Origin of the sequence: Streptomyces sp. NPDC090021, from assembly GCF_044748225.1 — a bacterium.
Taxonomy (GTDB): domain Bacteria; phylum Actinomycetota; class Actinomycetes; order Streptomycetales; family Streptomycetaceae; genus Streptomyces.
In genome coordinates this window covers 70,757-85,907 of record NZ_JBIVFO010000006.1, presented here as the reverse complement: position 1 = coordinate 85,907, position 15,151 = coordinate 70,757, and the positions used below count along the sequence as shown (strand labels likewise).

Annotated in this window: 12 protein-coding genes and 1 tRNA gene; 9 read left to right on the top strand and 4 right to left on the bottom strand. The window is 74.5% G+C overall.

What is annotated here, in order from left to right; genetic code table 11:
* Positions 1-47 precede the first annotated feature (47 nt).
* Positions 48-1,892, bottom strand: a complete 1,845-nt coding sequence (locus ACIPXC_RS06170) for a GTPase (protein WP_401614005.1) — start codon at positions 1,890-1,892, stop codon at positions 48-50.
* Between the two features lie 4 nt (positions 1,893-1,896).
* Entirely contained in the window at positions 1,897-3,531 is a 1,635-nt protein-coding gene (locus ACIPXC_RS06165) for a dynamin family protein (RefSeq protein ID WP_401614003.1), read from the bottom strand.
* 332 nt (positions 3,532-3,863) lie between these two features.
* On the opposite strand from ACIPXC_RS06165, the gene ACIPXC_RS06160 reads away from it, so the two are divergent.
* The 3 genes from ACIPXC_RS06160 (at position 3,864) to ACIPXC_RS06150 (ending at position 6,925) form a co-directional block, all read left to right on the top strand.
* A tRNA-Arg gene (locus tag ACIPXC_RS06160) sits at positions 3,864-3,936 on the top strand.
* Between the two features lie 442 nt (positions 3,937-4,378).
* Positions 4,379-5,680: a phosphoribosyltransferase family protein gene (locus ACIPXC_RS06155; RefSeq protein WP_401614001.1), complete on the top strand. Its 1,302-nt coding sequence runs from the start codon at positions 4,379-4,381 to the stop codon at positions 5,678-5,680.
* Between the two features lie 123 nt (positions 5,681-5,803).
* Positions 5,804-6,925: a sulfite oxidase gene (locus tag ACIPXC_RS06150; RefSeq protein WP_401613999.1), complete on the top strand. Its 1,122-nt coding sequence runs from the start codon at positions 5,804-5,806 to the stop codon at positions 6,923-6,925.
* A gap of 31 nt (positions 6,926-6,956) precedes the next feature.
* Here the strand turns inward: ACIPXC_RS06150 and ACIPXC_RS06145 are convergent, their stop codons facing one another.
* Positions 6,957-7,421 (bottom strand): phospholipase, encoded by a 465-nt coding sequence (locus ACIPXC_RS06145; protein WP_401613997.1) that lies wholly within the window; start codon positions 7,419-7,421, stop codon positions 6,957-6,959.
* A 225-nt stretch (positions 7,422-7,646) separates the two neighbouring features.
* On the opposite strand from ACIPXC_RS06145, the gene ACIPXC_RS06140 reads away from it, so the two are divergent.
* Positions 7,647-8,129, top strand: coding sequence for a hypothetical protein (locus tag ACIPXC_RS06140; RefSeq protein ID WP_401613995.1), 483 nt, complete (start codon positions 7,647-7,649; stop codon positions 8,127-8,129).
* A 369-nt stretch (positions 8,130-8,498) separates the two neighbouring features.
* Here the strand turns inward: ACIPXC_RS06140 and ACIPXC_RS06135 are convergent, their stop codons facing one another.
* Positions 8,499-8,969, bottom strand: coding sequence for an alpha/beta fold hydrolase (locus ACIPXC_RS06135; protein ID WP_401613993.1), 471 nt, complete (start codon positions 8,967-8,969; stop codon positions 8,499-8,501).
* Positions 8,970-9,115: 146 nt separating this feature from the next.
* On the opposite strand from ACIPXC_RS06135, the gene ACIPXC_RS06130 reads away from it, so the two are divergent.
* From ACIPXC_RS06130 to ACIPXC_RS06110, 5 genes are all read left to right on the top strand, one after another.
* Positions 9,116-9,529 (top strand): GNAT family N-acetyltransferase, encoded by a 414-nt coding sequence (locus ACIPXC_RS06130; RefSeq protein ID WP_401613991.1) that lies wholly within the window; start codon positions 9,116-9,118, stop codon positions 9,527-9,529.
* Between the two features lie 270 nt (positions 9,530-9,799).
* Positions 9,800-11,101 carry a S8 family peptidase gene (locus ACIPXC_RS06125; protein ID WP_401613989.1) on the top strand — a complete coding sequence of 434 codons (1,302 nt, stop codon included), beginning with the start codon at positions 9,800-9,802 and terminating at the stop codon, positions 11,099-11,101.
* Positions 11,102-11,398: 297 nt separating this feature from the next.
* Complete coding sequence (locus tag ACIPXC_RS06120; protein ID WP_401613988.1) at positions 11,399-12,694, top strand: hypothetical protein; 1,296 nt, start codon at positions 11,399-11,401, stop codon at positions 12,692-12,694.
* A gap of 116 nt (positions 12,695-12,810) precedes the next feature.
* Positions 12,811-13,863, top strand: coding sequence for a WxL protein peptidoglycan domain-containing protein (locus tag ACIPXC_RS06115; RefSeq protein WP_401613986.1), 1,053 nt, complete (start codon positions 12,811-12,813; stop codon positions 13,861-13,863).
* Positions 13,864-13,921: 58 nt separating this feature from the next.
* Positions 13,922-15,091 carry a hypothetical protein gene (locus tag ACIPXC_RS06110; RefSeq protein ID WP_401613984.1) on the top strand — a complete coding sequence of 390 codons (1,170 nt, stop codon included), beginning with the start codon at positions 13,922-13,924 and terminating at the stop codon, positions 15,089-15,091.
* The last annotated feature ends 60 nt before the right edge of the window (positions 15,092-15,151 follow it).

The following is a 15,151-nucleotide window of genomic DNA, read 5'->3' as shown; positions in this document are numbered from 1 at the left end:
ACGGACCATGCTGCCTCCGGCGGCCGCTCCCCGCTCCGGCCTGTGGATTACTGGCGGGTTGTGGACAACCGGCTCCCCCCTGCGGCGACCGCCGCGTACTGCTCCCGCACCTCCCGGTAGCGCAGCAGCTCCGCCGCCACCGGTTCCAGCACCCGGGCCCGCCCGCACCCGGCGGCGGCCTGCCGCAGCCTGCGCTCGGCGTCCTGCCCGTACCGCCGGGCCGGACCCCTGGCCGCGATCGAGCAGGCCCATTCCACGAGCGGCCCGCCGATGATGCCCGCCACCATCAGCAGCACCGGCGGCATCAGTTCGGGCTCCAGGACCCCGACGATCTGTCCGACGAGCCACAGTCCGCCGAAGATCTGGAGCAGCGTCATGGCCGCCTGCGTCAGCACCGCTGCCGGCCACCAGGCGGGCCGCGGCGGCTTGGCGTTCGGCACGGCGACCGCCGCCCCGAGGGTCACCGCGATCTCGTCCAGCGCCTCCGGGAGCTGTTCCGCTCCGCGCACCGCCGTCTCCCGGACCGCCTGCGCCCACGGGTCGGGCAGACCGGCGACCGCTTCGTCGGCGACGGCCCGTACGGCCTGTTCCACCCGCTGACGGGCGGTCACCTCCTCCTCGACCGGCAGCTGCGCGACCGTCTGGCCCCGCCCGCCGATCGCCGCCAGGGCGGCCAGGCCCGCGAGGGTGCGGGGCGCGCGCCGGTTCTCGTACCAGCGCCACAGCCGCAGCCACGGGGTCCCGCACGCCTTGCCCGCGTTGCGCCGCCAGGCGCGTTCGGCGGCGAGTCCGGCCGCGCACGCCCCGACGGCCTCGGCGAGCCGGTCCTCGAACTCGGTGCGGGCCGCTTCCCCGATCTCCGGTCCGGCGTGCCCGTCGGCGACGTAGAGCGGCCGCAGGCGGATCGCCGCGCGGTCCACGTCCGCCGAGATCCGCCGGGTCGCGGCGCCCCTCTCCTGCGTGAACTGTCCGAGGAGTTCGCGCAGCTCCCCGACGCCGTCGCCGGTCAGGGCGGACAGTCCCAGGACCGTGGCACCGGGCTCGCCGTGCTCGCCGAGCGCGATGCCGTCCTCGTCGAGCAGCCGGCGCAGGTCGTCCAGTACGAGGTCGGCGGCCTCGCCGGGCAGCCGGTCCACCTGGTTGAGCACGACGAAGGTCACCTCGGCGTGTCCGGCCAGCGGCCTCAGGTACCGCTCGTGCAGCACGGCGTCGGCGTACTTCTCCGGGTCCACGACCCACACCACGGCGTCGACCAGCGCCAGTACGCGGTCCACGTGCTCGCGGTGCGCACCGACCGCCGAGTCGAGGTCCGGCAGGTCGACGAGGACCATTCCGCGCAGGGTCTCCGCCTCGGAGGTCTCGCGGGGCCGGCGTCGCAGCCGTCCGGGGATCTCCAGCCGGTCCAGGAGCCCGGCGGCCCCGTCCGACCAGCTGCACGCGATGGGCGCGGCGGTGGTCGGGCGGCGCAGCCCGGTCTCGGAGATCTGCACCCCGGCGAGTGAATTGAACAGCGTGGACTTGCCGCTTCCGGTGGCTCCGGCGATCGCGACGACCGTGTGCTGGGGGGAGAGCCCGCGGCGTGCGGCGGCTTCGTCCAGGACCCGTCCGGCCTCGGCGAGGGTCTTGCCGTCGAGCCGGGTCCGGGAAAGCCCGACCAACTGGCGCAGCGCGTCGAGGCGCTGGCGCAGGGCCAGTGCCTCGGGGCTGAGCGGGGGCGCGGAGGACTTGCCGCCGTCGCTGCCGGCGCCGGAGACGGCCCGTACGAGCGCTTCGTCGCCCTCCTCCGTCCCGTCGTCGGCGTCCTCCTCGTCCGCTTGGGCGGGGCGGGGGCGGGAGCGCGCGATGAGCCCGTCGTCCCAGCGGTCGTCGGTGCGGTCGGTCAGGGCGGTCACGGCGTCACCTCTCCTTCTGCAGTACGGACAGCGCGGCGATCAGTTCGGCCTGCGGTTCCGGGCTCACTTCGAGTGCTTCCAACGGGGCGAGGCGGCGGTCGCGTTCGCCGCGCAGCACCTCGTCGAGGTGGTCGCCGACGAGTTCCCCGCCCTTGTCGCGCAGTCGCAGGGCGGCCTGGGCGCCGATCCGCTCGGCGAGCTTCTCCCCGGCGGGACGGGCCCGTTTGCCGCCGAGCAGGGACGCGACGAGCAGGGCCGCGACGCCCTCGGGGTCGGGTGCGGGCTGCCGGTCGAGCCCGGCCACCTCCTCCTCGACGAGTTCCTCCAGCACGCGCCGCCAGCGGCGTACGGCCATGCCGATGCGTTCCCCCGCCTCCCTGTCGGGCGTGGGCAGGACCAGCGCCCCGGAGGCCGGTTCGCGGCGCCAGGCCTCGGCGATCCGTTCGTCGGCGGCGGCGACGGCGCACTGGAGCAGGGCGGCGAGCGACTCGGCGAGCGAGTCGAGCAGTTCGCCGGCGCTGGTGTCGAGGGGGTAGCCGCGCCAGCGGGTCAGCGCGTCGCCGGCCAGGACGGCGCCCCGGTCGAGGCGGCCCCGGACCCGCTTGCCCTCGCGCCGGTACGCGTCCTCGACGGCGGAGGTCAGCCGTACGGCGGCGGCGTGCTGGGCGGCGACGGCGGAGGCGAGTTCGGGCATCCGCCTGCGCAGGGAGTCCAGGGCGCCGAGGGCGGTGCGCCCGACGGCGTACTGCCGGGCGGCGGGGTCCTGCGCGTGGTGGGCGAGCCAGGCGAAGAGCGGGGCGACGGCGCTGGCCGGGAGCAGTCCGCCGCCGCCGGTCGACTCGGGGAGTTCGGGGACGGTGAAGCGGGGTACGTCCCCCAGCCCGGCCTTGGTGAGCAGGGCCCCGTACTGGCGGGAGACCTCGGCGAGGACCTGGTGCGGCACCCGGTCCAGGACGGTGATCAGGGTGGCCCGGTACTGCTTGGCGGTGCGCAGGAGGTGCCAGGGGACGGCGTCGGCGTACCGCGAGGCGGTGGTGACCATCACCCAGACGTCTGCGGCGCAGATGAGTTCGGCGGCGAGTGTCCGGTTCTCGACCACGAGGGAGTCGATGTCGGGGGCGTCGAGGATGGCAAGTCCGCGCGGCAGGCTGGAGACGGTCTCGATCCGCATCTCTCGGGTCGCGTGGCCGCCCTGGGCGCCCTGGGCGCCGGTACGGCCGCGAACCGGGCCGCGGGAGGCGGCTCTGGGGGGCGTGTCGTCGTCCTCGTGGGGCACCCAGACGCGCATCAGGTCGGGCAGTACGCGCATTCCGGCGAACCAGTGGTGGTCGTCGGGGTGGCAGACGAGCACCGGCGTACGGGTGGTCGGGCGCAGCACACCGGCTTCGCTGACCTGGCGTCCGACGAGGGAGTTGACGAGGGTGGACTTACCGGCCCCGGTGGACCCGCCGACCACGGCGAGCAGGGGCGCCTCGGGCGCCTTCAGGCGCGGTACGAGGTAGTCGTCGAGCTGCGCGAGCAGCTCGGATCTGGTCTGGCGGGCCCGTGGGGTGCCGGGCAGGGGCAACGGCAGACGTACGGACGCGACCCGGTCGCGCAGGGCGGACAGGGCATCGAGCAGCTGAGGCCGAACATCCAAGGTCACCACATGCGAAGAATGCCCAATTTAGGACCATTTTTGAAGCTTATACGCCCCCTGCGCGCCGACCGCGACTTCAGTGGGACATTCCGGTCACGAAGGACGAGTGGGGCGCAGGCATAACGAGTGCACAACACCCAGGGCGCCGCGGCGCAAAAGCGATGCGAGAATCGCACCTGCCTGCGATTATCGGGACCGCTTCACGGAACCTCCACATCGTGGCCCGCGAGTGAAGCAACCGGGACAAGGCGGCCGGAGCCCTATCCTTGACCCGGAACGGACCGAAGTCCCACCCCCACCAGGGGCTCCAGGCCCACCACGGCCACCTTCCGGCCCCCGTAGCTCAGTGGATAGAGCAGGTGCCTTCTAAGCACTTGGCCGCAGGTTCGAGTCCTGCCGGGGGCGCACATTCTTCAACACCCGAACCACCCGAAGCCCTCCCTCCGCGGAGGGCTTTCGCACAGGTCGCAGCGGTTGAGAGGGGGGTGGCCGGGCCGGTCGGGCGGGGGCGCGGGGCACCGATCCGGACGCGCCGGGAGGCCGCCCGCGGCGGCCTCCGTCGCGGCCGCCCTGGCCGAACTCGCCCGCACCGGGCCCCAGATCGTCCGGAAAACGACCCTGTGGTCCGTGCGGCGGACCCGTCGACGGAAGAGGCCGCTCCGCCTCCGGCGGCCTCCGGGGGCTCCGGGGGCTCCGGCGACCCCGGGGGCCTCGGGAGGCCTCGGGAGCCTCCGGGGGTCGATGGCGCGGTCCGTCGGCCTCCCCGACTTGCGGGAATCCCCCGAGTGGGGTTGCGTCGGAAGGAGGGGGTGCGTGGTCCCGTCTCCCTGGGGTTGGGGGTGAACCCGTGTTCTTCACCGACCGCGCGGACGCCGGGGAGCGGCTCGCCGCAGCCCTCCGCCCTCTGCAGGAGGAACGTCCCGTCGTACTGGGCCTGCCCCGCGGCGGCGTCCCGGTGGCCTTCCCCGTGGCGCGGGCCCTCCACGCCCCGCTCGACGTGATCGTGGTCCGCAAGCTCGGTGTCCCGCACCACCGTGAGCTCGGCTTCGGGGCGATCGGCGAGGGCGGCGTACGGGTCATCAGCGAGGACATCGTCCGCAGCAGCCGGGTCACGCGCGAGGACCTGGAGGCGGTCGAGCGCGCCGAGGCGGCGGAGCTCGCCCGGCGGGCCCGCAGGTTCCGCGGCGACCGGCCCCGGGTTGCCCTCGACGGGCGGACGGTGATCGTCGTCGACGACGGGATCGCCACAGGAGCCACGGCGGCCGCCGCCTGCCAGGTCGTACGGGCGCAGGGCGCGGCCCGGGTGGTGCTGGCCGTCCCGGTGGCCCCGCCCGACGCGGTCGCCCGGCTGCGCGACGAGACCGACGACGTGGTGTGCCTCTCCGCGCCGCGCGCCTTCCGGGCCGTCGGCGAGTGGTACCAGGACTTCTCCCAGACCTCCGACGAGGAGGTCGTCGCCCTGCTGGCGCAGGCGGCGGCCGGCCCACGGCCCGCGCGGGCCGTCGGGAGCGTCGGCGCCGTCGAGGCCGCCCGGGCCGTCGAGGTCGAGGTGGACGTCGGCGGGCTGGCCCTGGCCGGGGACCTGGCCCTGCCGGAGGGGGCCGGGGCGGTCGTGGTGTTCGCCCACGGCTCCGGCAGCAGCCGTCGCAGCCCGCGCAACCGGACGGTCGCAGCGGACCTGAACCGGGCCGGTCTGGGCACCCTGCTCTTCGACCTGCTGACACCCGCCGAGGAGGCCGACCGGGCCAACGTCTTCGCCATCGAGCCGCTGGCCGGACGGCTCGCGGCCGCCACCGCCTGGCTCCGCCGGCGCGCGCCGCTCCCGATCGGCTACTTCGGCGCGAGCACCGGGGCCGCGGCCGCGCTGTGGGCCGCGTCCGCGGCCGACGCCGACATCGGCGCCGTGGTCTCGCGCGGCGGCCGGCCCGACCTCGCCGGGCCCCGGCTGGCCGGCGTACGGGCGCCCACCCTGCTCATCGTCGGCGGCCGCGACACCACCGTGCTGGAACTCAACCGCGCCGCGCAGCGCGAGCTGCTCTGCGAGACCCGGCTGGAGGTCGTCCCGGGAGCCACCCACCTCTTCGAGGAGCCGGGCGCCCTGGACGAGGTGGCCGCCCTGGCCCGCGACTGGTTCACCCGGCACCTGTGACGATGCGGCCCGCGGACGACGGCCGCGGGAGACGGATGGGGGGTGACGGCTGGGGATGACGGCTGGGGATGACGCTGGGGGTGACGACATGCCCCGCGGGGCGGGGCGCGCGACCATGGGGAGATGGAAGAGGCGTCCGTGCGCGACATCAGTGCCCCGGCGCGCATCGCCCGGGCCGGTGAGGGCATCGGCCGGGAGGAGCTGGCGCTCGCGGCCCGCAACCACGGCCTGCCGCTGGAGGCCCTGCGCTACGAGGTCACACCGCCCGGGCTGCACTACGTCCTGGTCCACTACGACATCCCCGCCGCCGACGCGCACGGCTGGCGGCTGACAGTGGGCGGCCTGGTGGACACGCCCCTGTCGCTGGAGCTCGACGTGCTGCGGGCGTTCCCCGAGGTCACCCGCCGCGTCACGATGGAGTGCGCGGGCAACGGCCGGGCGCTCCTGTCCCCCCGGCCGGTCAGCCAGCCGTGGCTGGTGGAGGCGGTCGGCACCGCCGACTGGACCGGGGTCCCGCTGCGTCTCGTACTGCAGGCGGCGGGGGTGCGGCCCGATGCCGTCGAAGCGGTGTTCACCGGGGCCGACCACGGTGTGGAGCGCGGAGTCGAGCAGGACTACCGGCGCAGTCTGCCGCTGCCGTACGCCACCGGGGAGGACTCGGGCGTGCTGATCGCCTACGCCATGAACGGCCGGCTCCTGCCGCCGCAGCACGGGTATCCGCTGCGGCTGGTCGTGCCGGGCTGGTACGGCATGGCGCACGTCAAGTGGCTGCGGGACATCACCCTCGTCGACGCGCCGTTCACCGGGTTCCAGCAGTCCGTGGCCTACCGCTTGCGGCACTCCGCCGACGATCCGGACGAGCCCGGCGAGCCGGTCACCCGCATCGCACCGCGCGCCCTGATGGCCCCGCCGGGCTTCCCCGACTTCATGTCGCGCACCCGCGTCGTGCATCCCGGCCCGGTACGCCTGGAGGGTCGGGCGTGGTCCGGCCACGGGGCCGTGGCCCGGGTGGAGGTGAGCGCCGACGACGGCCTGACCTGGGCACCGGCCGAGGTGGCGGCGCCGGGGGCGCATCCGTGGGCGTGGCAGGCGTGGAGTTGCGTGTGGACGGCCGTACCGGGCCGCCACACGCTCACCGTCCGCGCCACGGACAGCGGGGGACGCACCCAGCCGCTCGAACAGCCGTGGAACCGCGGTGGTTTCGCCAACAACCTGGTCCAGCGGGTCCCCGTGCTCTGCGTGTGATCGCGTGCTCTGCGCGTGCCCCCTGTGGCTACTAGGAAATGCCGAGGAGCCTGACCGCCTGGTAGTACGTCCACGCGGTGCCGTCGCACGAACGCTTGCGGCTGCCCGTGTAGCGGGCGCACACCCGCTTCATGTCCGCGTGGAACGCGTCGTCGAGCCGGGCCTTGGCGGCGGGGAACAGCCCGGCCGCCCGGTGGTTGCGGTAGCCGAAGTCGTGGCGGGCGCAGGCCACCGCGAAGGGGAAGCCGAAGGGGTTGTCCGGGGAGGTCGTGCACTGGTCGGTCGACCAGTCGAAGCCGTACGCGGCCCAGGCGGCGCGGTGCTCACGCGCGTCGGCCCAGGCCTCATAACTGGCGGTGCTGGGCTGTGTCCAGCGGCTCAGCACCTGCGGTTTGTCGGCCGGGACCCCGGGTGCGGCCCAGGCGGCGGGCGAGAGGGCGAGCACGGCGGTGGCCGTGGCGGTCGCGAGGGCGGGCAGGAGGCGGCGACGGCGCATGGGGGTCCTCGGGGGCCGGGCGGACGGTCGACCGGCCAACGGGGTCGGCCGCCGCCCGGTTACTGTGCGGCCCTCGGCTCCTTGCGCGGCCCCCGGTCACTGCGTGTCGCGCGGCCGTCACCGGAGACCCTCCCAGGTATGACGCCGTGTGAGACCTTCGGCCGGGGCGCGGTTCGTTCTGAGGAGGGACGCGCGAGGGAGACCTCTCCGCCGAGACTGGAAGGCATGAAACGCCGCCCGCTCGTCATCGCCGCCGCCACCGCCGGAGTCCTCGCCACCGCCGCCTTCGCCCTGCCCAACCTGCCGCCCAACCCCGTGACGGACACCATCGACCACAAGGTGTTCAAGGAGAAGGGCAAGCGTTTCGCGACCGCCGCCGATGCCCCGGCGCGCGCGGAAGCACCGTTCGCCCTGCCGTCCTGGATACCCAAGGACGCCACCGACGTCCGCATACGCGTACGCACCACCGGGGAGGCCCGGCTCATACGGTTCGACCTGGGCAAGACTCCGCTGGACGGTCCGCAGTGCACGGCGGGCACGCCGAAGCGGCAGGGCGCCCCGGAGCTGCATGCCCGGTGGTGGCCGAACACCCTGCGGGCCGAAGTCCGCTCCGAGTGCCGGGACTTCCACCAGTACCAGGTCGCCGTGCGCGGCAAGCGGGTCTACGCCTGGACCGACGGCACCCCGTCGCCGCGCGCCCAGGGTTAGGCGGTGGTCTGCAGGGCGGCGATCTCCAGGGCGGTGGCCTCCAGGACGGCGGCGGCCAGGACGGCGGCGGCCAGGGCGGCGGTCTCCAGGACGGCGGCGGTGGCCCTGGCGAAAGCCTCGGGGTTGTCCAGCATGATGTTGTGCCCGCAGTCGGGGACGGGCACCACGGCGACGCCCGCGGCCCGGAGGGCGTCGGCACCGGGGAGCGGGACGTCCGCCTCGGGCAGCAGGAAGGTGCGCGGGTTGTTCAGTTCCGGGAGCAGCTCGCGCACGGTGGGGGTGGTGCCCGCCGCGAGGTGGACGGCGCTGCGGTACAGGGCCGTACGGCCGGCCAGCCGCATCGCGGACCACCAGTGGGCGCCGGCCCTGTCACGCACCTCGGCCCAGCCGCCGGCCAGGAACTCGGGGTAGGAGGCGATCTGGCTGCTCCCCGCGGCGGCGGTACTGGGGGGCGCGGGGTCCAGGTTGGCGTCGACGAGCACCAGCCGGGACACCAGGTTGCGGGTGGCGGTCGGCCAGCACGACGGCCACGGCTCCGCCCATGCTGTGGGCGATCAGCTCGGCACCCTGCGCGCCAGCCTCGGTGAGGACGGCCGCCAGCGCGTCGGCGTGCTCTTCGAGGGTGCATCCGAAGCCCTCGGGCCGGTCGCTGTGCCCGTGGCCCAGCAGGTCGACCAGCAGGGAACGCCGGCCCGTCGGCAGCGGGTGCACGGCGCTCGCCGCGAAGTAGGCGGGCGAGGTGGCGCCCAGGCCGTGCATGTACACCCGCGCCGGAGCCCCGCCCGGCAGTTCGACCCAGCGGATCCGGTCGCCCTCCGGCGTGACCACGGCATTCCTCACGAAGCTCCCCCTCTTTCCTCAAGTCCTCAAAGCCCCGGACAGGTTGGTCAGCACCGCGCCCACCCGGCCGGGAGTTTCCGGGCCGCCCGCCACGCCGTGTCCGGCCACGCCCCGACCTGGGCCGTGCGCGCACTATCGTGACCGCCATGGACATCCGCCGGGCCCTCACACCCGCCGAGCTCTCGGCCGCCGAGTCCCTCTTCGACGGGCCCGCCCGCGAGGAGTGGTCCGAGCGCTTCCTCACCGCCCCCGGGCATCTGATGCTCATCGCCTACGTCGACGGCGTGCCCGCCGGGATGGTCTCCGGCATCGAGATGCACCACCCCGACAAGGGGACGGAGATGTGCCTGTACGAGCTCTCCGTGGACGAGGGCTACCGGTGCCGCGGGATCGGGCGCGCCCTGACCCTGGCGCTGGCGGACGAGGCGAAGGAACGCGGCTGCTACGGCATGTGGGTGGGGGTCGACACCGACAACGAGGCCGCACTGGCCACCTACGACGCCGCCGGGGCCCGCGACGAGGGCGTGTTCTCGATGCGCGGCTGGCCGCTCGCGCCGTAGCCCGGGCGGGCCCCTCCCGGGCGCGGTCGCTCCGCAGACCCCGTCCCGGACCTCAAAACAGCCTCGCCGCCCGCCCGTCGTGGCACTCAGGACCCCGGAGACGGTGACGGCGCCGGAGAGCATCGTGATGGCCGGCAGGGACGCTCTGGCGCGCGGCCTGAGGGAGCGGGGGCGACGGCGGGCACGGAACCGCCCGGGCGGCGGCGTGTCGTGCGCCCACTCGGCGCACCCTCCGCGCGCCCGCACCACCCCTCGCGGAGCATCGGCCGCATGACCGCAACCGCATTCGCCACGCTCCTCCCCACAGCCGCCCTGCTCTCCACCGCCGTCACGGGCTCACCACCGGTTCTCGCACCCGATGCGGGCTCCCGCTCCACCGCGCCCTACGTCGTCGTCCTCAAGGACACCGCCTCGCGCGCCCCGACCCGTGCCCTGGCCGCCGAGGCCGCTCAGTCCGGGGACGCCGTCGGTCCCGTCTACGAGGCCGCCCTCGACGGCTTCGCCGTCCGCACCACCGCCGCGCGGGCCCGGGCCCTGGCCGCCGACCCCCGGGTGGCCTCCGTGGAACCGGACACCGTCTTCCACATCTCCGGCACCAGCAGCACCACCAGAACCATGGGCATCACCACAACCATGGGAATCACGAGCGCTCCCGACACCAGAGACACCGCAGGCACCACAGACACCGCAGGCACCACCGATACGCCGCGCACCGGGCCGCAAACCCCCGCCCCCTGGCCCCTGGACCGGATCGACCAGCGCGAACTCCCGCTCGACGGCTCGTACACGTACGCCACGAAGGCCGAGGGCGTCACCGTCTACGTCCTCGACACCGGGATCAACACCCGCCACCAGGAGTTCGGCGGCCGCGCCCGCGCCGGGCACAACGCGGTGTTCATGGAGGGCTCCCGCGACTGCAACGGCCACGGCACGCACGTCGCGGGGACGGTGGGCGGGCAGACGTACGGGGTCGCCAAGGGCGTCTCCCTCGTCTCGGTGAAGGTGGCCGACTGCCGCGGCGTCGGGCGGCTGTCGGCCATGCTCAAGGGAATCGACTGGGTGGTGAAGGACGCCGCCCGCGCCCCGGGCACCCCGGCCGTGGCCAACATGAGCATGGGCGGCAGCCGCAGCCGCGCCCTCGACACCGCCGTCCTGCGGACCGTGTCCTCGGGTGTCACCTTCGTCGCAGCCGCCGGCAACGGGGGCAAGGACGCCTGCGGGGGCTCCCCCGCCTCCGTCCCGCAGGCCCTCACCGTCGGCGCGACCGACGCCGCGGACCGCCGGGCACCGTTCTCCAACCACGGTTCCTGCGTCGACCTGTTCGCGCCGGGCGTGGCCGTCACCTCCGCCCGGAAGGACTCGGCCACCGGCACGGCCCGCTCCTCCGGCACCTCGATGGCCGCCCCGCACGTGGCGGGGGCCGCCGCGCTGCTCCTGGCCGGCGGTGCGGTGCGTACCCCGGCGCAGGTGTCCGAGGCGCTGATTCGCGGTGCCGTACCCGACCGGATCACCAGTCTGCCGGCCGGCACCCCGAACCTGCTGCTGCACGTCCCCGCCGCCACCCCCCGCTGACACCGCCGGACGCCCGCCGCCCACGCGCCCGACAGAGGCGAGCAGGGCCTCATGAGGCCGTACATGGTCTTGACCGACGGCCGGACCGGCCGCGGGTCCGGCACACCCCGACCGGCCGGAACCCGGTGGGCCATCAGCCCCTCCCTGATGGCCCATCAATTTCTGTGTGCTTCGGGCGAAAGCAAGTCATTGACTTCTCATCACCATGACGCGTCAATATCGGCCACCGCACCGGCTCGGCCTCCCCCACACAGCGGGTGGGGGGAGGGTTCGTCATGACGAAGGAGTCGCGACCCAGTGAGAACGAGAACGCATCTTCGAGGGGTGCTGGCAGGGGCGGGGGCCCTGTCACTGGCCCTGACCGGCGCAGTGGCGGGCCTGGCGGGCTCCGCGCAGGCCGCGACCAAGACCACGGCCGTCTTCGAGAACTGCGACGCCCCGGCGCCGCAGCCAGACGGCTCGGGCAACCAGAACTGGACGGTCACGCTGCCCGACGGCGCCAAGGCCGGCGACGTCATCCCGATCACCATCGACCCGGGTGCGAGCCCGCTGATCCCCTCGTTCTCCGTCACGACGGTGAACACCTCCAAGATCACCCTCAAGGTCGGCGCGACCACCCAGGTGGTCACCAGCCCGCCGGAGACCGTGTCCGTCGTCGCGGGGCAGCCGCTCGACCCCAAGGCGTTCTCCGGAACCATCAAGATCCCGGACGGCACCGAGGGCACGACCGTCCAGGTCGCCCTCGATCTGGCGGTGACCGACGCCGACCTCTCCGGTTCGGTCTTCACCACCACCTGCACCCCGGCGCCCCGCCCGAGCGCCTCGCTCGGGTCGGTCGCGGTCGAGGCGCTGCCCAAGGACCCGGTCACCACGAAGCTGACGCCCAACAGCGGCCCGGCGGGCACCGCCGTCGTCGTGAACGGCGCCAACTTCCCGGCCGGGCCGGTCACCTGTTCCGCCCTGCTCGCGGGCGCCGCGACCGGTGACACCGGTACGGGCACCGCGGACGCGTCCGGCGCCGCCACCTGCAACATCACGGTCAGCAAGAAGGCCGACGCAATCCGGATCGACGGCTCGATCACCCCGTACAAGGCCTTCGTGTTCATGGAGGACCAGCCGGGCGTGAAGAACCCGGTCGACGTCGAGGTCCTTCCCGGGCCACTGGCCCTGGGCCCGAAGGACGGCCAGCCGGCCGTCAGCTTCGGCGCGGTCACCATCAACGGCAAGGCCCAGTCGGTGGTCGGCGTCTTCAACGCCGCGACCGTCCAGGACTTCCGCGGTGGCTCGCTCGGCTGGGACGTGACGGCGACGCGTACGCCGTTCCTGAACCAGACCACCGGCCACTCGATGCCGAGCGCGCAGATCGGCATCCAGCCGTCCTGCACCGTGACCAACCCGGACAGCCCGAGCACCTGCACCGCGGGCGCGCCCGGCGCGATCTCCGACGTCCCGATGATGGTGGCCTCCCAGGCCGCCGGGGGCGACGAGCTGACCGGTGGTGAGTTCGCCGTCGGCGGCGCCGGGATGATCCAGCTCCCGCCGTTCATGTTCGCCGACACCTACCAGACGGTCGTGACCTTCTCGATCGCCTGACCGCACCCACCCGCACGGCCCGCTCCACCAGGGTGGTGCGGCGCTCCGGCGCCGCACCACCCCTTCCCCTTTCCCCGCACCGCCCTTCCCCTCACCGCGCCGACTGGAGACCGCCCATGCACACCCGCAGCAGCACACCCGGTCGCACCCGCACCGCCCTGTACGGTCTGCTCCTCGGCCTGCTGCTCCTGGGCGCGGGCATGCTGCCGGCCGGCCCGGCGGGGGCCGCGGACAACGGCACGTGGGGGGTGTTCCCGACGCCCGCGGCCGGGGCGGCCATGACCGATCGTGCGTACTTCTTCCACGAGGGCGCGGCCGGGAGCACACTCTCCGACAGCGTGACGGTCCAGAACTCCTCGGACCGGGAGCTGACGTTCCAGGTCTATCCCACCGACGCCGTGAACACCCCGGCCGGCGGAGCCTTCGCGCTGCTCCCGGTGGAGACGAAGCCGGAGGACGTCGGCGCGTGGATCACCCTGGCTCCGGAGACCGCGAGCACCGTCACCGTGCCCGCCAGGAGTCGCAAGGACATCCCCTTCACCGTGAAGGTCCCGCCGGACGCGACGCCCGGCGACCACGTGGGCGGAATCGTGGCCCTGGGCACCGCGGTGGAGGGCGTGCGGCAGGACGGCAGGGTGCAGGTCGGGGTGAAGCGTTCGGTGGGCGCCCGCCTGTACTTCCGGGTGCCGGGGCCCGTCATGCCGGGGCTGAGCGTGGAGGACGTGCGGGTCAGCCGGTCCGCGCCGCTGCTGCCCTGGGTCAAGGAAGCCCGCGCCACCGTCCGCTACGCGCTGGTCAACCGGGGCAACGTGGTGGTCGAACCGAAGGTGGCGGTCTCCGCGGAGGGACTGTTCGGGCGCCGGGTGCTGGACCGGCCGGAGCGTGAGCTGAAGGTGTCGCTGCTGCCGGGCCGGCGGATCGAGCTGACCGAACCGTGGCCGGACGCGCCGCAGTCGGACCGGGTCACCGTCAGGATCACGGCGGGCGCCGCGGACCATCCCGATCTCGTCTCCCGGTCCGGGACCGACTTCGTCGCCGTGCCCTGGCCCGCCGTGGGTCTGCTGCTGGTGCTCACGGGCGCGGGCACCACCCTGTGGGTGCTGCGGCGGCGCCGTCGCGCCGAGAGCGAACAGGCCGAACCCCTCATGGACTTGGCTGGAACGCGCTGACCGGCAAAGGTGTCCCCGGTGACGGTATTCGGCCATCACCGGCTCAAGGGGGACACCTGTGAGGGAACGACAGCACGGCGACGCGGCCGGGGGCATCGGACTGCTGACCCGCATCGAGCGCGCCCTGGGCACCGGCACCGCCGCGTACCTGCCCGGCGACGGCTGGATCCGCCTCACCCTCCCGCTCGACGACGGCGGCCCGGCCCCCGTGACCGTGGACGTGGTCGTGGACGCGGCGCGGCCACCGGAGGGGATCGCGTACCTGCTGCCCGGCGGCGGACTGAATTTCGCGGCGGAGTTCCTCACCCCGGGCGGCCGGGGCAGCCACTGCCTCGCCCACGCGCTGCGCCGCCGGGGCCTGCTCGTCGTCGGGGTCACCCCGCGCGAGGACGCCGCCACGGCGGCCGAGATCACCGCCGAGCGGGGGCTGGAGGCCCACCGCCGGGACCTGGCCGGGGTGGTGGGCGCGCTGGACTCCGTACTGGGGCTGCCGTACCAGTACGTCGGGCACTCGGCCGGTGCCGCCCTCGCGCTGGACGCGGCCTCGCACGACACCTCGCCGCGGCTGCGCCGGGTCGTGGCCCTGGACACGACCGGTCCGTACACGGGTGATCTCGCGGTGCGGGCGGCCGACACCCGGGACGCGTACGCCACCCGTCTCGCGCAGGGCTTCCCCGTCGTCGATCCGGGGCTCGCGGCCGTGATCGCCAAGGCGGTGGCCGATCCGGACGGCGTCTCCCCGGCGCCGTGGCCGCCGGACCGGGCGCTGCGCTTCACCCACGCCGGGCTCGCCCACTTCGCGCTGGTCCGCACGGCCGCCCTCCCGGGACCAGCCAACTGGATCTACGCTCAGGGCCACAGCGCCGGGAGCTACGACTTCGGCCCGGCCCCCGCCGAGGACCGCTTCGCCCTGACCCGGACCCCGCTGGCCACCTGGCACGCGGCGACCGCGGCCCTCGGCAGCGGTCTCCTGCCGACGGCTCTGCTGCGGGACCTCGCCGCGGTCTGGGCGGGTGACGACGACACGTACCGGATCGCCTGGGACCGCATCACCGCCGAGGTGGTGTGGGTCAACGCCGAGCTGGGCCGCGGCGACCAGCCGCGCGGTGCGGAGCTGATCCGCGCGGGCGGCAACGAGCACGTCTCCTTCGCCGTGGTCCCGGGCTACGGCCACGGCGACGTCGTCTGGGCCGAGGCGGCCGCGCCGGACGTCTGGTCGCGCTTCTGACCCCGCCTGGGAACGGAACCCGCCCCCCGCGCTGTGAGGTGCGGGGGGGCGGGCCGGTAC

What these genes read in the sequence shown, in the direction of transcription:
- ACIPXC_RS06150 (WP_401613999.1), top strand. Translation starts at nt 5,804, where the DNA reads ATGGAAGAGGCGTCCGTGCGCGACATCAGTGCCCCGGCGCGCATCGCC.
- ACIPXC_RS06145 (WP_401613997.1), bottom strand. Translation starts at nt 7,421, where the DNA reads ATGCGCCGTCGCCGCCTCCTGCCCGCCCTCGCGACCGCCACGGCCACC.
- ACIPXC_RS06140 (WP_401613995.1), top strand. Translation starts at nt 7,647, where the DNA reads ATGAAACGCCGCCCGCTCGTCATCGCCGCCGCCACCGCCGGAGTCCTC.
- ACIPXC_RS06130 (WP_401613991.1), top strand. Translation starts at nt 9,116, where the DNA reads ATGGACATCCGCCGGGCCCTCACACCCGCCGAGCTCTCGGCCGCCGAG.
- ACIPXC_RS06125 (WP_401613989.1), top strand. Translation starts at nt 9,800, where the DNA reads ATGACCGCAACCGCATTCGCCACGCTCCTCCCCACAGCCGCCCTGCTC.
- ACIPXC_RS06115 (WP_401613986.1), top strand. Translation starts at nt 12,811, where the DNA reads ATGCACACCCGCAGCAGCACACCCGGTCGCACCCGCACCGCCCTGTAC.